Origin of the sequence: Pseudomonas sp. S9 (assembly GCF_000222125.1) — a bacterium.
Taxonomy (GTDB): Bacteria; Pseudomonadota; Gammaproteobacteria; order Pseudomonadales; family Pseudomonadaceae; genus Aquipseudomonas; species Aquipseudomonas segetis.
The window spans coordinates 104,069-122,503 of record NZ_AFFX01000010.1 but is presented as its reverse complement, the minus strand read 5'-3'; the positions used below and the strand labels follow the sequence as shown (position 1 = coordinate 122,503).

The window sequence follows — 18,435 nt, the reverse complement described above, 5'->3', positions numbered from 1 at the left end:
GCCTGCCTTGGCAGCACGCGATCTTGCAGATGTTCGCGATGCTCGATCCAGCCCTCCTCAGTCGCGCCCAGTTACGCCGGACATTACGTCAGGCGCGGCGCCAGCTCTCGCCTTGCGAGCAACGCCGCGCGGCACGCAACCTGTATCGGCAACTGGCGCAGCATCCGGTCTTCCGTCGCGCCAGGCACATCGCCCTGTATCTGCCAAATGACGGCGAGATAGATCCGCGACTGTTGCTGCGCGCCGCCCAGAGACGCGGCAAAGCCACTTACCTGCCGGTGCTAAATGCCTGGCCGCGCACCAAAATGGTGTTTCAGCGCATTCGCCCTGCAGATAAATTGCGAGCCAATCGTTTCGGAATACCCGAGCCAAGCGCCAATCCAGCACTGCAACGCAAAGTCTGGGCACTCGATTTGATCCTGCTGCCGCTGGTCGGCTTTGATAGCGAAGGCGGACGCCTCGGCATGGGTGGCGGCTTCTATGATCGCAGCCTGGCTTACCGGGCAAGGCGCAAGAATTGTCACAAACCGACACTTCTCGGTCTCGCCCATGAATGCCAACAGGTCAAAAGACTGGCCGTGGCCAGGTGGGATTTGGCGCTTAACGCGACGGTAACGGATCGGAAGTGGTACTGAACAGCGACACTAAAATCTTCCATTGAGTTGCGCTGCGTCCTGCAGCGCCTTTCAACTATGACTGCTGCGACTCACTCACTGCAGTATCAGCCTGACGATCCCACAGGCTCTGTGTATAACCGGTTGTAACCACGCCCAAACTGAACAGAATCACCAACACCCACAATAAATCTGGTTTACGTCTCATTGAATGCCTCCCCCTTTGAGGCAATCTGCGCACGGTGTTACCGGCGGCATTTTTTTTATAGATCCAGCAACTACCAAACCCACAAAAGCGCTGGCATTGTGGGCTTGTGCTTAGCGCTCGGCAATTGCAAGTGCCCAACGGTCAACTGTTGGGCGTCTTACAACCCGAGCCCCTGCAATTTACCGCTGTGCAGGTATCCTTAAAGAGTTAAGGACTAAATTGATGGAGCAAAGTTCATGCCCAATTGGCTGATGAAATCAGAACCGGACGAATTCTCAATTCATGATCTGCAGCGCTTAACGGTTGCGCGCTGGGATGGGGTGCGTAATTATCAAGCACGCAACTTTATGCGCAGCATGAAAACCGGGGATCTATTCTTTTTCTACCACTCAAGTTGCCCACAACCCGGCATTGCAGGCATCGCTCGCATCAACCGCGAGGCTTACCCCGACCCAACCGCACTTGATGATAAAAGCCATTACTTTGATGCAAAAGCCACTGCCGAGAAGAATCCATGGAGCGCCGTCGACATCGAATTCGTAGAAGCCTTCAAGCAGGTTATCAGCCTCGCCGACCTCAAGGCACAGCATGGCCTACTGGAGTTGCCGCTTGTGCAAAAAGGTAGCCGCCTTTCCGTCATGCCGGTGTCGGATGCTCACTGGCAAACAATCATGCAAATGCGCCCAGCCACCACAAACTAGGGACGCGCCCGACTTGTAGACTGTGGTGCGACTCGCTGCTCAAGCCCAATAACAAGACGACCCACTATCAATACAACGGACTCAGCCATATGGCGCAACGCCTGCCACAGACATGGATTGCTCGATTTGCACTGGCAGTGCTCTTAAGTGGCCTTTATTTTGCCAGCCTGACCGTTTGGCAGCAGATGGTTAAGGATCAGCAAAAATCCATCGCCGAGCGCGTCGACTTTCAGGCCAGGGATCTCGCAAGACGGTTGCAAAGCAGCCTGCATGACCAGGTTGATGACCTGCATCGCATCGCACAACTCTGGAACCACCGTGGGCGTATCCCGCAAGATGAATGGCTGCTTGAAAGCCAGTTTTGCCTGGATCACTTCAAGGCCTACCAATCGATTCAGTGGCTCGGCCCGGACCTGCACATGCGCTGGCTGGTACCCACTACCGGCAACGAAGCGGCGCTCGACTTCGTCCTCAAGCCCGATCACCCCAATTACCCGCTTGCATTACGCGCCCGGGATACCGGCACAGCCCAGTTCTCAAACAGCTTCGCCCTGGTTCAGGGTGGGCGCGGCTTTGTCTTGTACACCCCGCTCTTTATAAAGAACGAGCAAGGCCAGCGGGTGTTCGATGGCTTTATCCAGGGCGTATTCAAGGTCGAACAGCTCATGGACCAGTTGCTATCAGAAGTGGATCGCGATTATTTCAGCGCCTACCTGATGGAAAACGGCAAGCCCATCCACAGCCGCGAACAACCCAGCACAGAGGCTGGCTTTGAACAGGGCATTTCCCTGCACCTGCTCAATAACCGAAATTTCTCTATCATCCTGAAACCCAGCCAGAAGCTGCTGGATGAACTGCGCTCGCCATTGCCGACCTTTGTCCTCAGCGCCAGCCTGATCATCAGCACCTTGCTGGTTGCCGCCTTGGCACTGGCACTGCAAAGCCATCAGCGCGCTACCGACTTGCAACGCATCAACCGCCGTCTCAACCGGGAAATATCGCAGCGCGAACACATCGAGAACGTGCTTATCGAGAGTCGCGAACGCTTGCAACTGGTCATCGACCTGACCGACTCCAGCACCGACGGCTTGTTTATTGTTAATCCGCATAGCCGCGAAATCCTTTACATGAACCATGCGACCTATCGCTCGCTTGGCTATGACGCGCAGCTGTTCAGCCAGTTATTCAAAGATAAACCCGACAGCCTGCTGCCCGGCTATGAGAACTGGCTCGGGGAGGTGCGTAAATCCCTGGGCGGGAATGTGTCACAGCACCAATTGCTCAGGCGCGACGGCAGCACTCAACCGGCTGAAATCAGCGCACAACTGGTGGTGATCAATGACCACGAATACCTGATCTGCGTGTCGCGCGACAACAGTGAGCGCCTGAAATTTGAAGCACAACTGCAAACCCTGTCGCAGCAGGATGGCTTAACCGGCCTGTTCAACCGGCGCTACTTTGACAGCCAACTGGCGAGTGAGTGGCGACGCCTGCAACGCACGGGCGCGCCGCTGACCTTGATGATGCTCGATATCGACTACTTCAAGGCCTATAACGATCAGCGCGGCCACCTGGCAGGAGATGACGCCTTGCGCAAGGTTGCCGAGATCATGCAAGACTGCCTGCAACGTGAAGGGGATTCAGCCTGTCGCTATGGCGGCGAAGAGTTCGCGATTATCCTGGCCAACACCAATGCCGAAGGCGCCAGCCACATTGCCGCCCAACTTCACCAAAAACTGGATGAGGCCCGCATCAAGCACTTGCGCAGCCCCTTCGGCCGGCTGACCCTGAGCATTGGCATTGCCAGTATCAGCGCTGATGACGAAGACCTGCCGGACAGTCTTATCGAGCGCAGTGACAAGGCGCTGTACCAGGCCAAGCGAGATGGACGCAACCGCACCTGTATCGCCAGCACAGCTGACTGAACAGGCACGGCATTGGCGCGGCTACTGCTGCAAGATCAGGTTATTGAACAGCAAATCCTCAACCAAGGGCTCGCCTTCCTCCTGAGTCAGCACTTGCTGGACCTGCTTGAGCGCTTCTTCGCGCAATTTCTCTTTTGCATCTGGCGCACTCAAGTCCTGCTCGGTTTGCTGGGAAAACAGCATCACCAGTTGATTGCGAATCAAGGGTTCATGATGTGCCACCTTGGCTTCGGCCTCTGGCCCGGCCACCCGCAGCGACACATCCGCCTTGTAGAACTTCAGCTTGGGCCCGGAACCGAAGTTGCCCACCAACGCCGGCGTCAGGCTGATGTAGGCAACGGCAGGCGCCACGGCCTCGCCTTCGGCTTCAGCTTCTTCGGCCATGGCATGCAACGGCAGGATCAGGGCAATCAGTAATGCGAGTATGACTTTCACAGGACTCAGTCTCCGTAAGGGTTGTGCCAAGCATAGCGACTACGACGCCAGCCCCCAAGCACAATGCTTATGCTGCACCATTACAAGCAACCATGCTTGTTGACCAGCCTTATCGGCGCTCTACACTGCGGCTCATAACTTGAATAAGGATGCGCCCGATGAAAGCAGTGCTATGCAAAGCCTTTGGCCCGGCCGAGACGCTGGTTGTGGAAGAAACCACCAACCCCGAAGCGAAAAAGAACGAGGTGATCATTGACGTTCACTGCGCGGGCGTCAACTTCCCGGATACGCTCATCATCGAAGGCAAGTATCAGTTCAAGCCGCCCTTCCCCTTTTCTCCGGGCGGCGAAGCAGCCGGCGTGGTCAGCTCTGTTGGCGAAAAGGTCAGCCACCTGAAAGTCGGAGACCGGGTCATGGCGCTTACCGGCTGGGGCAGCTTTGCCGAACAAGTGGCAGTGCCCAGCTACAATGTGATGCCCGTCCCCAAGTCCATGGACTTTCCAAGTGCAGCCGCCTTCGGCATGACCTACGGAACCTCGATGCACGCCCTCAAGCAACGCGCCAACCTGCAGCCTGGAGAAACCCTGCTGGTTCTCGGTGCATCGGGCGGTGTGGGCCTTGCGGCCGTTGAAATCGGCAAGGCCATGGGCGCCAAGGTGATTGCGGCAGCCAGCAGCGCGGAAAAACTCGAAGTGGCTAAAGCCGCGGGCGCCGATGAACTGATCAATTACAGCGAAAGTAATCTCAAGGAAGAAGTCAAACGTCTGACCGACGGCCAGGGAGCCGACGTCATCTACGATCCAGTCGGCGGTGACCTGTTTGACTTGGCGGTGCGCAGCATTGCCTGGAATGGTCGCTTGCTGGTGGTTGGCTTTGCCAGCGGACGCATTCCTGAAGTAGCGGTAAACCTGATGCTGCTCAAAGGCGCGGCGGTAGTCGGCGTGTTCTGGGGTTCATTCGCCCAGCGCCAGCCACAAGACAACCTGGCCAACTTCCAGCAACTCTTCGCCTGGCACACCGAAGGCAAACTCAAGCCGCTGGTTTCTGAAACCTTCCTCCTGGAAAAAGCCGCCGATGCGATCAACCTGCTCGGTCAGCGCAAGGCTGTTGGGAAGGTCGTGGTCCAGGTTCGCTAGGCAACGCTGCAGCCTTCATCCTCGGGTGAAGGCTGCACGGCTTATCGGGCCAAGAATGCGGCTCAGCTAATCACGCGGCGCATAGGCGAAGACGTCGGCACGCATCTGGTGTGCATCCATGCCTGCATCAACCAAGGCATCGAGCGTGCCATAGACCATTGGCGGCGAGCCGCTGGCATAGACGTGCAGCGGTTTTAGATCACTGAAATCCTCACTGACCGCCTCATGCAGCAAACCACAGCGGCCCTGCCAACCACACTGATCACTGACAACCTTATGCAGGGTCAGGTTTTCCAGTTTTTGCCAGTCGGCCCAGTGCGGTAAATCATAGAAATCATCCGGGTTGCGTGCGCCCCAGTACAAATGCACGGGGTATTTAAAGCCCGCCTGGCGACAATGCTCGATCAAACTGTGCATCTGCGCCATGCCTGTGCCTGCGGCGATCAATACCAAGGGCCCATCAGGCAACTCGGCCAGGTGGGTGTCGCCAAACGGCAATTGCACGCGGACGAATCCCTGCTGTTGCAAGCGCTTGATCAGCGCCTGGGTGTCATCGTCACGGGCCAGGATGTGCAGTTCAAGGTCGCGCCCGGCATGTGGCGCGGAAGCCAGGGAGAATGCCGTGTAGTCGTCCTCTGCGCGCTGCAACAGCAAGTACTGGCCGGCGTGATAACGGGGCAACTTGCCCGCCGGCGCACGCAGGCACAAGCGATAAACATCGCCACCCACCGCTGTACAGCTCACAATCTGGCAAGAAAACTCGCGCACCGGCAGCTCGCCTGGCGCCAGCACCCCATCCCAATGCAGGACGCAGTCCTCCAAGGGTTCGGCAAGGCAGGTGAATAATTCACCGTGATCGATCTCCCTGCCATTCTGGCTAACCCTGCCCTCAACCAGCAACGCCGCACAAATGTGACAGTTGCCGTTGCGACAGCTCTGCGGACAGTCAAAGCCCTGGCGACGCGCCGCATCGAGAATAGGCTCGCCAGGCTGCACTTCGACCTCGGCGCCCGAGGGCTGCAAGATGACTTTCATAACGTGGCCCACATCAATCAATCCCTAACTCGGCCCACATGTCATCAACCTTACGCTTGACGGCATCATCCTGGACGATCGCCCTGCCCCACTCGCGCGTGGTCTCGCCCGGCCATTTGTTGGTTGCATCCAGGCCCATCTTCGACCCCAAGCCCGAAACGGGCGAGGCGAAGTCCAGGTAATCGATCGGTGTGTTCTCGATCATTACGGTATCCCGTGCCGGATCCATACGCGTGGTTATTGCCCAGATCACATCGTTCCAGTCACGGGCATTGACGTCATCATCGGTGACGATAACGAACTTGGTGTACATGAACTGGCGCAAAAACGACCAGACACCCAGCATTACGCGCTTGGCATGGCCCGGATACTGCTTTTTCATGGTCACCACCGCCATGCGGTAGGAACAGCCTTCGGGCGGCAGGTAGAAATCGGTGATTTCCGGAAACTGCTTTTGCAGGATAGGCACAAACACTTCATTGAGCGCCACGCCCAGGATCGCCGGCTCATCAGGTGGTCGACCGGTATAGGTGCTGTGATAGATCGGCTTTTTCCGCCGGGGGATGCGCTCCCCCGTAAACACCGGGAAACGATCGACCTGGTTGTAATAACCGGTGTGATCGCCATAGGGACCTTCATCGGCCATCTCGCCGGGATGTATCACCCCTTCAAGCACGATTTCAGCACTGGCCGGCACCTGCAGATCGCTGCCACGGGCCTTGACCAGCTCGGTCTTGTTACCGCGCAACAAGCCGGCAAAGGCGTATTCGGACAAACTGTCCGGAACCGGTGTCACGGCGCCAAGAATGGTCGCGGGGTCAGCCCCCAAGGCAACTGCTACCGGATAGGGACGATCCGGGTATTTCTGGCACCACTCGCGAAAATCCAGGGCACCACCGCGATGGCTGAGCCAACGCATAATGACCTTGTTGCGGCCAATGACCTGCTGGCGGTAGATGCCCAGGTTCTGGCGCTCTTTATTCGGCCCCTTGGTAATGGTCAGGCCCCAGGTGATCAGCGGACCAACATCGCCTGGCCAGCAGGTCTGCACCGGCAGCTTGCTCAAGTCGACGTCATTGCCTTCCTCGATTACTTCCTGGCACGGCGCATCCTTGAGCACCTTGGGCGCCATCGACAGTACCTTGCGGTAGATCGGCAGCTTGTCCCAGGCATCTTTCAGGCCCTTGGGTGGCTCCGGCTCCTTGAGGAACGCGAGCAGCTTGCCAATTTCACGCAGCTCGCTGACGGCCTCGGCCCCCATGCCCAGGGCGACGCGCTGTGGCGTACCAAACAGGTTGCCGAGCACCGGCATATCGAACCCGGTCGGGTTCTCGAACAACAACGCAGGCCCGGCCTTGCGCAGGGTACGGTCACAAATTTCAGTCATTTCCAGCACCGGGGAAACCAGAGCCTGGATACGCTTGAGTTCGCCGCGCTTTTCCAAGCCGCTGATAAAGTCGCGCAAGTCGCGATACTGCATGCAGGAGCCTCGTGTCAGGCAGAGCCGTCGAAGCGCAAAGTTTAACGCCCCGCTGGGTTATTCAGAAGGCCAAAAGCCAATTCACACAAACACAAAAGCCGGGATCAGTACTGATTACCCGGCTTTTGTGAAATCTTGGAACGCAATAAGTCACTTGATCTAAGCACGACTCACCGCAAACCGCGGCTGCGTACGCAAAGGTCAGGCAAGGCAGAAATTACCGAGGCCGCGCAGTGTACGAGCGGCCGAGGTAATTGCTAACGCAGCATCACCGCAGCACACACGGCCGCAAACCAATCACTTACGCTTCATGGACATGAAGAACTCGTCATTGGTCTTGGTCGCTTTAAGCTTGTCGATCAAGAATTCAATGGCGGCAATCTCATCCATCGGGTGCAGCAACTTACGCAGAATCCAGATGCGCTGCAGCTCGTCTTCGGCGGTCAGCAACTCTTCACGGCGGGTGCCGGAGCGGTTGATATTGATCGCAGGGAAAACGCGCTTTTCAGCGATACGGCGATCCAAAGGCAGCTCCATTTTGCCGGTACCTTTGAATTCTTCGTAAATCACTTCATCCATCTTCGAGCCGGTTTCAACCAGCGCGGTGGCGAGGATGGTCAGCGAGCCGCCTTCTTCGATGTTACGCGCAGCGCCGAAGAAGCGCTTGGGCTTCTCCAGGGCATGGGCATCGACACCACCGGTCAATACCTTGCCAGAGCTTGGAATTACGGTGTTGTAGGCACGCGCCAGGCGAGTGATGGAGTCGAGCAGGATGACCACGTCTTTCTTGTGCTCAACCAGACGCTTGGCCTTCTCGATCACCATTTCAGCAACCTGCACGTGGCGGGTTGGCGGCTCATCGAAGGTCGAAGCAACCACTTCGCCGCGCACCGTGCGCTGCATTTCAGTCACTTCTTCCGGGCGCTCGTCGATCAACAGGACGATCAGGTGGCACTCGGGGTTGTTACGCGTGATGTTGCTGGCGATGTTCTGCAGCATGATGGTCTTGCCCGCTTTTGGCGGTGCGACGATCGGGCCACGCTGGCCCTTGCCAATAGGGGCGCAAAAGTCGATAACGCGACCGGTGATGTCCTCGGTGGAACCGTTACCGGCTTCCATGACCAGGCGCTTGTTGGGAAACAGCGGCGTCAGGTTTTCGAACAGAATTTTGTTCTTCGCGTTCTCTGGACGATCGTAGTTGATCGTATCGACCTTGAGCAGTGCGAAGTAGCGCTCGCCTTCTTTGGGCGGGCGGTTTTTCCCGACGATGGTATCGCCAGTGTGCAAGTTGAAGCGGCGAATCTGGCTTGGCGAGACATAGATATCGTCTGGGCCAGCGAGATACGAGGCATCAGCAGAGCGGAGAAAGCCGAAACCGTCCTGGAGAATCTCCAGCACGCCATCACCGGAAATTTCTTCGCCGCCTTTGGAATGTCGTTTCAGTAGCGAGAAAATCACGTCCTGCTTGCGCGAGCGGGCCATGTTGTCTATGCCCATCTGTTCGGCCATTTCGAGCAGTTCAGTGATCGGCTTTTGCTTGAGTTCGGTCAGATTCATAGGAATGACGTAATCATTGTGAGGAGGGAAAATAAGCTATTAGCTTGGGAGGCCGCGCCGCACTGAAGGCGACTGGATCGCGAAGTGATTCAAAAAGGAATGCGTCGGCGACGGCTATGCAGGGGGCTGTATAGGAAATACAGCGAGGCCGAATGTAACATCGTGCAAACGCGCACGTCTAGCCTTAAAACACAAAAAAGCCCCGATATTTCGGGGCTTGCTCGCAAAACAGCTTAGATATTGCTGTCCAGGAATGCGGTCAGTTGCGACTTCGACAGCGCGCCGACCTTGGTCGCCTCAACATTGCCGTTCTTGAACAGCATCAGCGTTGGGATACCACGAACACCATACTTTGGCGGGGTTTCCTGGTTTTCGTCGATGTTCAGTTTGCAGACTTTCAGCTTGCCCTGGTAAGTCTGGGCAATCTCGTCAAGAACCGGCGCAATCATTTTGCACGGGCCACACCATTCAGCCCAGTAATCGACCAGAATAGCGCCTTCGGCCTGGATAACTTCCTGGTCAAAGCTTGCGTCGCTGACGTTGGTGATGAATTCGCTCATGGAAATCTCCGTGTTCGGAAGCAACAAAATTGGCAGACATCATAGCGCGGCTTTGCGGTCACAGCCAGAAAAGCACAATTGCGTTTTTCAATAACTCAATACAATTTCCGTATCGTACCGGCTGCAAAGCCTAGCTGCGGCACTGCCAGAGTAAAAAAACACAGCCTGGTGCCAAGGCGCTTGCGCGACTTGTAAAGATTTATTCAGATGCAACCGAAGGCCTTCGGCCGGCCTCTGCCTGCTTGGGATCCAGCCCCTTATTGAACTGCAAAAATACTTGTTGCTGGCTGCTAGTCGTTGGCGTGACCGATTGATCGTGGCACGATGACCAAGTTAAGCATCGAGACCTCACATGCCATGCCAGAAAACGCTAACGAGTCATTCCCATTGATTGCCGCTATCGACCTTGGCTCAAACAGCTTCCATATGGTGTTAGCCAAAGCCGATCATGGCGAGATTCGTATCCTTGAGCGCCTTGGCGACAAGGTGCAACTTGCCGCGGGAATCAACGAAGAACGCATCCTCAATGACGAGGCCATGCAGCGTGGTATCGATTGCCTGCGACGCTTTGCCCAACTCACCGCAAGCCTGCCCCAGGGAGCGGTGCGCATCGTTGGCACCAATGCCCTGCGCGAAGCACGCAATAGCACGGAATTTATCCAACGCGCCGAAGAGGTACTGGGCCATCCGGTTGAGGTTATTTCCGGCCGCGAAGAAGCCCGGTTGATCTACCTTGGTGTGTCGCACAGCATCGCCGACACACCTGGCAAGCGCCTGGTTGCCGACATTGGTGGTGGCAGCACTGAATTCATCATCGGCAAACGCTTTGAACCGCTGCTGCGAGAAAGCCTGCAGATGGGCTGCGTGAGTTATACCCAGCGCTTCTTCAAGGACGGCAAGATTAGCCAGGCGCGTTATGCCCAGGCTTATACAGCTGCTCGCCTTGAGCTGATGGGGATCGAGCACTCCCTGCGCCGCATCGGCTGGGAGGAGGCCGTAGGCGCCTCTGGCACTATCAAGGCAATTGGCTTGACTATCCAGGCAGCGGGCCTGGGCAAGGGCGAAGTCAACAGCGAAGGGCTGGCCTGGCTCAAGCGCAAGGTGCTCAAGCTTGGCGACGTTGACAAGCTTGATCTCGATGGGATCAAGGTGGATCGTCGCGGCATCTTCCCGGCTGGCCTGGCAATAATGGAAGCCATCTTCGATGCTTGCGAATTGAGCCGCATGACGCATTCGGAGGGTGCATTGCGTGAAGGCGTGCTCTATGACCTGCTCGGCCGCCATCAGCATGAAGATGTCCGCGAGCGCACCCTGAGCGCACTGATGGAACGCTATCACGTCGACCTTGAGCAAGCCGCCCGTGTCGAGTCCAAGGCCCTTGAGGCGTTGAGCCAGGTTGAAAAGGCCTGGTCGCTAAAAGAGGATTGGCACAAGGAGTTACTCTGCTGGGCCGCACGCGTCCACGAGCTGGGCCTGGACATTGCCCACTATCAGTACCACAAGCATGGCGCCTACCTGGTCGAGCATTCGGACCTGGCCGGCTTCTCACGCATCGACCAGCAAATGCTGGCTTTGCTGGTACGCGGCCACAGACGCAACATTCCCAAGGACAAGCTCGCTGAGTTCGGCAAAGAAGGCGTCAAGCTGATTCGCCTGTGCATACTGCTGCGCTTCGCGATCTTGTTCCACCACATCCGCAGCACCCAGGAAATGCCCAAGGTGGAGCTAAACGCCTCCGGGCAGAGCCTTGAATACCGCTTCCCCGATGGCTGGCTTGAAGCCAACCCCTTGACTCAGGCTGACTTCACCCAGGAAGCCGAATGGCTCAAGCGCGTCGGCATTGAGCTCAGCGTGCGCTAACCAGCGGTACTGTCAGCTTCTCAAGCAACCCGGCCTGCGCACTGCGTGGGTTCTGGTTGCCAGTGGGGCTGCTTTGCAGGTAGCGGCCGTCAGGCTGCAGTACCCAGCTGTGGGTATTATCGCTGAGGTACATCTCCAGCTCTTTCTTGACCCGCATGATCAGCTTCTTGCCCTCGACCGGGAACGCTGTTTCCACGCGCTTATCGAGGTTGCGCTCCATCCAGTCGGCACTCGACAGGTAGATTTTCTCTTCGCCCTCATTGAGGAAGTAGAACACCCGCGTGTGCTCAAGGAAGCGCCCGATAATCGAGCGTACCTGGATGTTGTGCGACACACCCGGAATACCCGGACGCAGGCAGCACATGCCGCGCACCACCAGATCAATCTTGACCCCGCTCTGACTGGCTTTGTACAAGGCACGAATAATCTTCGGATCAGTCAGTGAGTTGAACTTGGCCATGATGTGCGCAGGCTTGCCTTCAGTGGCCAGCAAGGTCTCTTTGGCGATCATGTCGAGCAAGGTTTTTTTCAGGGTAAAGGGCGCATGCAGCAACTTCTTCATGCGCAGGGTTTTACCCATGCCGATCAACTGGCTGAACATTTTCGAGACGTCTTCACACAGGGCTACGTCGGCCGTCAGCAGGCTGTAATCGGTGTAGAGACGGGCATTGCCGGCGTGGTAGTTACCGGTACCCAGGTGCGCATAGCGCACGATATCGCCACTTTCACGGCGCAGGATCAGCATCATCTTGGCGTGCGTCTTGAATCCGACAACGCCGTAGATAACCACAGCGCCCGCAGCCTGCAAGCGACTCGCCAGTTGCAGGTTGGACTCCTCATCAAAACGTGCGCGCAGCTCGATGACCGCAGTCACCTCCTTACCGTTACGCGCCGCTTCAACCAGGGCATCGACGATTTCCGAGTTGGCCCCCGAGCGATACAGGGTTTGCTTGATCGCCAGAACGTGCGGGTCCTTGGCAGCCTGGCGTAGCAGATCGACCACAGGTGTAAACGACTCGAACGGATGCAAGAGCAAAATATCTTGCTTGCTGATAACGCTGAAGATGTTGTCGCTGTTTTGCAGCAACTTGGGAATAACCGGGGTAAAGGGCGTGTATTGCAGCTCCGGATGGCTTTCCAGGCCAGTGACGCTGAACAGTCGCGTCAGGTTTACCGGGCCGCCGACACGGTACAACTCGCTCTCGGCCAGGCCGAACTGCTTGAGCAAATAGTCGCTGAGGTTTTTCGGGCAGGTATCGACCACCTCAAGGCGCACCGCATCACCATAACGACGCGAGAACAACTCGCCGCGCAAGGCGCGCGCCAGGTCTTCGACATCCTCGGTATCCACCGACAGGTCAGCGTTACGGGTGAGACGGAACTGATAGCAACCCTTGACCTTCATGCCCACGAACAAGTCATCGGCATGGGCGTGGATCATTGAGGACAGAAACACGTAGTTATCGCCCGCGCCACCCACTTCTTCCGGCACGCGGATAATGCGTGGCAGCAAGCGTGGGGCAGGAATAATCGCCAGACCCGAGTCGCGACCGAAGGCATCAACGCCTTCAAGCTCGACGATAAAGTTCAGGCTCTTGTTGACCAACAACGGAAAGGGGTGCGTGGGATCGAGCCCGATCGGGGTAATAATCGGCGCAATTTCATCGCGGAAATATCGCCGTACCCAAGCCTTGATCTTGGTGTTCCAGTGTCGACGACGGATAAAGCGTACATTGTGCTTTTCCAGTGCCGGCAACAGCGTTTCATTCAAAATGCTGTACTGGCGCGTGACTTGCTCATGCACCAGCTCAGAAATACGTGCCAAGGCTTGATGCGGCTGCAAGCCATCGGCAGCCGCCTGCTCACGGGCAAAAGTGATCTGTTTTTTCAGGCCCGCAACACGAATCTCGAAGAATTCATCCAGATTGCTGGAGAAGATCAACAGGAACTTCAGGCGCTCCAGCAATGGGTATGACTCATCCAGCGCCTGCTCAAGCACACGGATATTGAATTGCAGCTGCGACAGCTCGCGATGGATGTACAGGCTGCTGTCATCCAGGCTCGGCACCACCATTGGCGGAGCTGGATGGGCCTCTGCAACAACAGCCGCAGGTGGCGTCTCAACAACTTCTACCGGCGTTTGAGCCGCTGGCGCTTCGGTTTGCAATTCAGTCAATCCTTCGGTGTTCATTAGCGAGGTTCCTGGGGACTATTGCCCTTGTTTTAGCAGTTCGGCCGCACGCACGGCAAAGTAAGTCAGGATACCGTCGGCACCTGCACGTTTGAAGCCGGTCAGCGACTCCAGGATGACCGCTTCGCTGAGCCAGCCATTCTGGATGGCTGCCATGTGCATGGCGTACTCGCCACTGACCTGGTAGGCAAAGGTCGGCACTTTGAACTCCTGTTTGACGCGCCAGACGATGTCGAGGTATGGCATGCCGGGCTTGACCATGACCATGTCCGCACCTTCAGCCAGGTCAGCCGCCACTTCGTGCAGGGCTTCATCGCCGTTGGCGGGGTCCATCTGGTAGGTGTTCTTGCTGCCTTTGCCCAAGTTTGCCGCTGAGCCGACGGCATCACGGAACGGGCCGTAATAAGCGCTGGCGTACTTGGCCGAGTAAGCCATGATCCGCACATTGGTGTGATCGGCAAGCTCCAGCGCTTCACGGATCGCCTGGATACGACCGTCCATCATGTCCGAAGGCGCCACAACCTGGGCGCCGGCCTCGGCGTGCGACAACGCCTGTTTGACCAGGGCATCGACGGTAATGTCGTTTTGCACATAGCCGTCTGCATCGAGGATACCGTCCTGGCCATGAGTGGTGAACGGGTCCAGGGCCACATCGCTGATCACCCCCAGCTCCGGGAAGCGCTCACGCAATGCGCGAATGGCGCGCTGGGCAATACCATCCGGATTCCAGGCCTCGCAGCCATCGAGGGTTTTCTTCTCGACCGCAGTGACCGGAAACAAGGCCAGCGCCGGGATGCCCAGTTCAACCCACTTCTGCGCCTCTTGCAGCAGCAGGTCGATACTCAGGCGCTCGACACCCGGCATGGATGGAATGGCTTCGCGGCGATTTTCACCATCGAGCACAAATACCGGCAGAATCAGGTCATCAACACTCAGGCGATTCTCGCGAACCAGACGTCTGGAAAATTCATCACGACGGTTACGGCGCAGGCGTGTGGCGGGAAACAGACGATTGGCAGGGGTAAAGCTCACGACAGACTCCATAGCCCGTAGCAACGGGCGAGTGTGACAGTTATAAACGAACATTATGACCAATTAATGACAGTCTTCAGCGAGCTGCGACTGCGCGTCGCACTTGGCGACACGGCAGCGGTATCGAGCCTGTCAAACCGGGCTTGGCAGGTCCCGGCCATCAATCAAGCGGATTATTGTGACCCTCCAGCAACGCGCCGTCGAGCACAGGGTCAATGGAAGGAGTAATCTATACGGCTTCATGCCTGAGGCACCTGGATGTTTGAAAACCTGCTCCATCAATTCGGTTATCTCGCGCTGGTTCTGGGCACCTTTGTCGAAGGCGAAGCCACGGTACTGCTCGGCGCGTATTTTGCCCTGCAAGGCTACCTGAAGATCGAGTGGGTGGCGTTTTTTGCGTTCTGCGGCACCTTGGCGACCGACCAATGGTGGTACTTCCTCGGCCGTCGGCACGGTCGCCGGATTCTGGCAAAGAAACCCAGCTGGCAGGCAGCGGGCGACAAAGCCCTGCATCATTTACGACGCAACACAGACCTGTGGGTTTTGTGTTTTCGCTTCATCTATGGCATGCGCATGGTCATGCCGATCGCCATTGGCATGACCGGTTACTCATGGCGACGCTATCTATTGCTGGACAGCATTGCCGTCGCGGTCTGGTCCATAGGCATCAGCTACGCGGCATATCACCTGGGCAGTGCGTTGCAGTCGGTGCTCGGCGATCTGCGCCGCTATGAGTTCTATGTGTTGGGAACTCTCGCCGTGCTCGGCTTGGGCCTGTGGTTGTACCGACTGCGCAAGGCACGCAATAAGCCAGCACAGGCCCAAGTCACTGGCGAAGATCATTCAAACAACTGATCCGCAGCACTCAATTCAAGCCGCGACCGGTTGATTGCCCCGCCGCTCAGCCACCAGTGCCACACAACTCATGGCGCTGTAGACCGCCAGGAGCAGCCAGGCCAGGCCATTCATATGGACCATCCCTTGCAAGTCTGCCAACCATAGCAGTGGCAGATTGAGCACCAGCCTCAGCAGTTCAATGCGCGTCGCCCAGTCACGGTTCTCCAGCCACATGCCAATGCAATAAAGGCCAAAGCCAACCCAGAGGCACCCAGCCAGTAGCGCCGCCACACTCAGTTGCCCGGCATTGGCCATGAGGTAACTACCACCGAGCACGTAAAGGCTAAATTGCAGTACGGCATAGACCTTGCGATAAAGGCTCAGCGGCACATCGAACTTCACAAACTGGCGCAGGTCAGGCTTGGCTTGCGGGTATGCGGCGGCAACATCGGCCGGGCGCCAGCCAGTGCGCATAAACCATATGCGTAGCTTGTCCCAAGGGGATGAAGTGCGCTTGGCGTCTTGCCACAGCGCCGCATACACCTGCAAATTGGCCCACAATGGATTCCAACTGGCCAGCGGCGTGGTCACCCCAAATATCACTGGATGCTCGTCGAGTTCCTCCTGGAATGAACCAAAAAAACGGTCCCAGAGGATAAATACCCCGCCGTAGTTACGGTCCATGTAGATCTGGTTTTGCGCGTGGTGGACCCGGTGGTTGGATGGCGTGATAAATACCCACTCGAACCAGCCCAGCTTGGGGATGTGCCGCGTGTGCACCCAGAACTGATAAAGCAGATTCAGCGAAGCCACCGCCAGGAACACCATTGGCGGCACCCCGACCAGCGCCATTGGCAGGTAGAAAATCCAGCCGAAGATAAATCCCGTGCTGGTCTCGCGCAAAGCGGTGGTGAGGTTGTACTCCTCACTCTGGTGATGCACCGAATGCGCGGCCCAGAGCACGCTGCGCTCATGACCCAGGCGATGGTTCCAGTAGTAGCAAAAGTCATACATAACAAAGGCAAACAGCCACACCCAAAGGCTGTCCGCCGCCAGTTCAAGCTGGCCAAAATGCTCCCAGGCAAGGGTGTAGGTGAGCAGCCCAACTACCTTGGTCACCAAGCCAACCGTGGTCGACAGCACTCCAGCGCTCATGCTGTTGATCGAATCAGACAGGTTATAGGTCCTGACGCCTCTCCATTTATCCGCCAATAGCTCAAGGGCGATCAGCACAAAGAAGAATGGCACTGCATAGAGGATGTAATTCATATCTCAGCCGTATCGTTATGGTTATTCTGGCGCTACGCTCAAAGCAAGTTAAAGCATAGTCCAGGCACGTCCCTGGTTCGCGGCCGAACAAGCCAAATTCAGTGGCGGATGACGCCAGGCAAACCGCGCCAGGACACTTGCAGATAGGCAATTGAGCTGATTGAGACGGGCATGGCCAAATGCAACAATTGGGCTGAACCAGAGTCAAAGCTAGCAAGTGCGCTTGCCTGGCACCGCAACACCCGCCATACAATCAATATCAATCCTTGGGGCGCCGGCCCACATTGAGACACAACGTCCATGGTGCCTGCCGGCATAGCGCAATTAGGAGTACTCAATGAATAAAAAAGTAGCAGTGATTCTTTCCGGGTGCGGCGTGTATGACGGCGCGGAAATCCATGAAAGCGTAATCACCTTGTTGCGGCTCGACCAACGCGGCGCGCAGGTTCAGTGCTTCGCCCCGGACATCCCGCAACTGCATGTGGTTGATCACCTGACGGGGGACGAAACCAGTGAAACCCGTAACGTGCTGGTTGAGTCGGCGCGCATTGCCCGTGGCGAAGTCAAGAATGTCCATGAACTCAGCGCTGACAACTTCGACGCCCTGATCATTCCTGGTGGTTTTGGCGCGGCGAAAAACCTGTCTGACTTTGCCATTGCCGGTGCCAACTGCAAGGTACAACCCGATGTATTGAAGGCCGTGCAAAGCTTTGTCGCGGCGAAAAAACCCATCGGCCTGATGTGTATTGCCCCGGCCATGGCTGCGCGTTTTTTCGGCGAAGGTGTCAACTGCACCATAGGCAACGACCCGGACACCGCCAGCGCGCTGACAGCCATGGGCGCCATACATCACGAATGCGAGGTCAGTGAGGTGTTTGAGGACTCCACGCGCAAGCTGGTGACAACGCCAGCCTACATGCTTGCCCAATCGATCAGCGAAGCCGCCTCCGGCATCTACAAGCTGGTAGATCGGGTGTTGGAGATGGCCCAGGCCTGAAGCTCCAAACAGCGCAGGCCTTTTGTGCCAATAGTCACCGCACACCCGCCGAGCCTCTAGTCAGCGCATCGATAGTGCGGCAGCGTAAGCGATATATTCGCCTACGTGAGCCGCCAATGCCCGAACCCACCTTTGAAATGACCGATGAACTGCAGCAAGCGGTCAGAAGCTTTTTCCAGCGCATTCCCTTCAACAATGTAATTGGCATTGAGGTTGATCAACTTGCGCCAGAGCAGGTGCTCATGAGTTTTGCCATGAAGGATGAACTGATAGGCAATTTCATCCACGGCATCCTGCATGGCGGCGTTATTTCTTCAGTCCTGGATGTTGCTGGTGGCGCAATGGCCCTGATTGGCGCCTTTGAGCGGCATCAGCACCTCTCAAGCAGCGAACGAATGAACCGCCTTTCCAAACTGGGAACCATCGACTTGCGGGTTGACTATCTTCGCCCGGGACGTGGCCAGCGCTTTGTCGCCAGCGCGGTGCTACTGCGCTCCGGTAACAAGGTCGCCGTAGTGCGCAGTGAACTGCACAGCGATGACGGCACCTTGATTGCGGTCGGCACCGGCACCTATCTCTGTGGATGAACCTGATTCGA

General features: G+C 57.0%; 17 protein-coding genes. 8 read left to right on the top strand and 9 right to left on the bottom strand.

The window, feature by feature from the left end; translation table 11 throughout:
* Positions 1 to 38 precede the first annotated feature (38 nt).
* A complete protein-coding gene (locus PSES9_RS0118110) occupies positions 39 to 635 on the top strand; it encodes a 5-formyltetrahydrofolate cyclo-ligase (RefSeq protein WP_010489358.1) in 597 nt (198 codons plus the stop codon).
* A 55-nt stretch (positions 636 to 690) separates the two neighbouring features.
* Here PSES9_RS0118110 and PSES9_RS25545 read toward each other — a convergent pair whose 3' ends face one another.
* On the bottom strand, positions 691 to 822 hold the full coding sequence (locus PSES9_RS25545) for a hypothetical protein (protein WP_274377991.1): 132 nt from the start codon (positions 820 to 822) through the stop codon (positions 691 to 693).
* 236 nt (positions 823 to 1,058) lie between these two features.
* Between PSES9_RS25545 and PSES9_RS0118105 the strand changes: the two genes are divergently transcribed.
* Both PSES9_RS0118105 and PSES9_RS0118100 read left to right on the top strand, forming a co-directional pair.
* Entirely contained in the window at positions 1,059 to 1,523 is a 465-nt protein-coding gene (locus PSES9_RS0118105) for an EVE domain-containing protein (RefSeq protein ID WP_010489357.1), read from the top strand.
* Between the two features lie 89 nt (positions 1,524 to 1,612).
* Positions 1,613 to 3,448 (top strand): sensor domain-containing diguanylate cyclase, encoded by a 1,836-nt coding sequence (locus tag PSES9_RS0118100; RefSeq protein ID WP_010489356.1) that lies wholly within the window; start codon positions 1,613 to 1,615, stop codon positions 3,446 to 3,448.
* Between the two features lie 21 nt (positions 3,449 to 3,469).
* Here PSES9_RS0118100 and PSES9_RS0118095 read toward each other — a convergent pair whose 3' ends face one another.
* The gene (locus PSES9_RS0118095) at positions 3,470 to 3,832 is read right to left on the bottom strand and encodes a flagellar basal body-associated FliL family protein (protein WP_238530403.1); all 363 of its coding nucleotides are present in this window, start codon (positions 3,830 to 3,832) and stop codon (positions 3,470 to 3,472) included.
* Positions 3,833 to 4,041: 209 nt separating this feature from the next.
* On the opposite strand from PSES9_RS0118095, the gene PSES9_RS0118090 reads away from it, so the two are divergent.
* Positions 4,042 to 5,019, top strand: coding sequence for an NADPH:quinone oxidoreductase family protein (locus tag PSES9_RS0118090; RefSeq protein ID WP_010489354.1), 978 nt, complete (start codon positions 4,042 to 4,044; stop codon positions 5,017 to 5,019).
* Positions 5,020 to 5,085: 66 nt separating this feature from the next.
* Here PSES9_RS0118090 and PSES9_RS0118085 read toward each other — a convergent pair whose 3' ends face one another.
* From PSES9_RS0118085 to trxA, 4 genes are all read right to left on the bottom strand, one after another.
* Positions 5,086 to 6,054, bottom strand: coding sequence for a CDP-6-deoxy-delta-3,4-glucoseen reductase (locus tag PSES9_RS0118085; protein WP_010489353.1), 969 nt, complete (start codon positions 6,052 to 6,054; stop codon positions 5,086 to 5,088).
* Between the two features lie 13 nt (positions 6,055 to 6,067).
* Complete coding sequence (gene ubiD / locus PSES9_RS0118080) at positions 6,068 to 7,534, bottom strand: 4-hydroxy-3-polyprenylbenzoate decarboxylase (RefSeq protein WP_010489352.1); 1,467 nt, start codon at positions 7,532 to 7,534, stop codon at positions 6,068 to 6,070.
* Positions 7,535 to 7,831: 297 nt separating this feature from the next.
* On the bottom strand, positions 7,832 to 9,091 hold the full coding sequence (gene rho, locus PSES9_RS0118075; RefSeq protein ID WP_010489351.1) for a transcription termination factor Rho: 1,260 nt from the start codon (positions 9,089 to 9,091) through the stop codon (positions 7,832 to 7,834).
* Positions 9,092 to 9,324: 233 nt separating this feature from the next.
* Entirely contained in the window at positions 9,325 to 9,651 is a 327-nt protein-coding gene (gene trxA / locus PSES9_RS0118070) for a thioredoxin TrxA (protein ID WP_010489350.1), read from the bottom strand.
* Positions 9,652 to 10,008: 357 nt separating this feature from the next.
* Between trxA and ppx the strand changes: the two genes are divergently transcribed.
* Positions 10,009 to 11,511 carry an exopolyphosphatase gene (ppx, locus tag PSES9_RS0118065; protein WP_010489349.1) on the top strand — a complete coding sequence of 501 codons (1,503 nt, stop codon included), beginning with the start codon at positions 10,009 to 10,011 and terminating at the stop codon, positions 11,509 to 11,511.
* Here ppx and ppk1 read toward each other — a convergent pair.
* The gene (gene ppk1, locus PSES9_RS0118060) at positions 11,498 to 13,702 is read right to left on the bottom strand and encodes a polyphosphate kinase 1 (RefSeq protein WP_010489347.1); all 2,205 of its coding nucleotides are present in this window, start codon (positions 13,700 to 13,702) and stop codon (positions 11,498 to 11,500) included. The two genes, ppx and ppk1, sit on opposite strands and share 14 nt — an antisense overlap.
* A gap of 18 nt (positions 13,703 to 13,720) precedes the next feature.
* The gene (hemB, locus tag PSES9_RS0118055; protein WP_010489346.1) at positions 13,721 to 14,734 is read right to left on the bottom strand and encodes a porphobilinogen synthase; all 1,014 of its coding nucleotides are present in this window, start codon (positions 14,732 to 14,734) and stop codon (positions 13,721 to 13,723) included.
* A gap of 258 nt (positions 14,735 to 14,992) precedes the next feature.
* Between hemB and PSES9_RS0118050 the strand changes: the two genes are divergently transcribed.
* On the top strand, positions 14,993 to 15,589 hold the full coding sequence (locus PSES9_RS0118050; RefSeq protein ID WP_010489343.1) for a DedA family protein: 597 nt from the start codon (positions 14,993 to 14,995) through the stop codon (positions 15,587 to 15,589).
* Positions 15,590 to 15,604: 15 nt separating this feature from the next.
* On the opposite strand, the gene PSES9_RS0118045 is transcribed toward PSES9_RS0118050, so the two are convergent.
* Positions 15,605 to 16,840 carry a sterol desaturase family protein gene (locus tag PSES9_RS0118045; protein ID WP_010489341.1) on the bottom strand — a complete coding sequence of 412 codons (1,236 nt, stop codon included), beginning with the start codon at positions 16,838 to 16,840 and terminating at the stop codon, positions 15,605 to 15,607.
* A gap of 337 nt (positions 16,841 to 17,177) precedes the next feature.
* Here PSES9_RS0118045 and elbB point away from each other — a divergent pair, with 337 nt between their 5' ends.
* Both elbB and PSES9_RS0118030 read left to right on the top strand, forming a co-directional pair.
* A complete protein-coding gene (gene elbB, locus PSES9_RS0118035; protein ID WP_010489339.1) occupies positions 17,178 to 17,837 on the top strand; it encodes an isoprenoid biosynthesis glyoxalase ElbB in 660 nt (219 codons plus the stop codon).
* A gap of 116 nt (positions 17,838 to 17,953) precedes the next feature.
* Positions 17,954 to 18,424, top strand: a complete 471-nt coding sequence (locus PSES9_RS0118030) for a thioesterase family protein (protein ID WP_010489336.1) — start codon at positions 17,954 to 17,956, stop codon at positions 18,422 to 18,424.
* The last annotated feature ends 11 nt before the right edge of the window (positions 18,425 to 18,435 follow it).

Bases quoted from the DNA above. Each gene is read 5' to 3' on its own strand.
- rho (WP_010489351.1), bottom strand. From the start codon at position 9,091: ATGAATCTGACCGAACTCAAGCAAAAGCCGATCACTGAACTGCTCGAA.
- PSES9_RS0118105 (WP_010489357.1), top strand. From the start codon at position 1,059: ATGCCCAATTGGCTGATGAAATCAGAACCGGACGAATTCTCAATTCAT.
- PSES9_RS0118110 (WP_010489358.1), top strand. From the start codon at position 39: ATGCTCGATCCAGCCCTCCTCAGTCGCGCCCAGTTACGCCGGACATTA.
- ppk1 (WP_010489347.1), bottom strand. From the start codon at position 13,702: ATGAACACCGAAGGATTGACTGAATTGCAAACCGAAGCGCCAGCGGCT.
- PSES9_RS0118030 (WP_010489336.1), top strand. From the start codon at position 17,954: ATGCCCGAACCCACCTTTGAAATGACCGATGAACTGCAGCAAGCGGTC.
- ubiD (WP_010489352.1), bottom strand. From the start codon at position 7,534: ATGCAGTATCGCGACTTGCGCGACTTTATCAGCGGCTTGGAAAAGCGC.
- PSES9_RS0118045 (WP_010489341.1), bottom strand. From the start codon at position 16,840: ATGAATTACATCCTCTATGCAGTGCCATTCTTCTTTGTGCTGATCGCC.
- PSES9_RS0118095 (WP_238530403.1), bottom strand. From the start codon at position 3,832: ATGGCCGAAGAAGCTGAAGCCGAAGGCGAGGCCGTGGCGCCTGCCGTT.
- PSES9_RS0118085 (WP_010489353.1), bottom strand. From the start codon at position 6,054: ATGAAAGTCATCTTGCAGCCCTCGGGCGCCGAGGTCGAAGTGCAGCCT.
- PSES9_RS0118050 (WP_010489343.1), top strand. From the start codon at position 14,993: ATGTTTGAAAACCTGCTCCATCAATTCGGTTATCTCGCGCTGGTTCTG.
- PSES9_RS0118090 (WP_010489354.1), top strand. From the start codon at position 4,042: ATGAAAGCAGTGCTATGCAAAGCCTTTGGCCCGGCCGAGACGCTGGTT.
- trxA (WP_010489350.1), bottom strand. From the start codon at position 9,651: ATGAGCGAATTCATCACCAACGTCAGCGACGCAAGCTTTGACCAGGAA.
- elbB (WP_010489339.1), top strand. From the start codon at position 17,178: ATGAATAAAAAAGTAGCAGTGATTCTTTCCGGGTGCGGCGTGTATGAC.
- PSES9_RS25545 (WP_274377991.1), bottom strand. From the start codon at position 822: ATGAGACGTAAACCAGATTTATTGTGGGTGTTGGTGATTCTGTTCAGT.
- ppx (WP_010489349.1), top strand. From the start codon at position 10,009: ATGCCAGAAAACGCTAACGAGTCATTCCCATTGATTGCCGCTATCGAC.
- PSES9_RS0118100 (WP_010489356.1), top strand. From the start codon at position 1,613: ATGGCGCAACGCCTGCCACAGACATGGATTGCTCGATTTGCACTGGCA.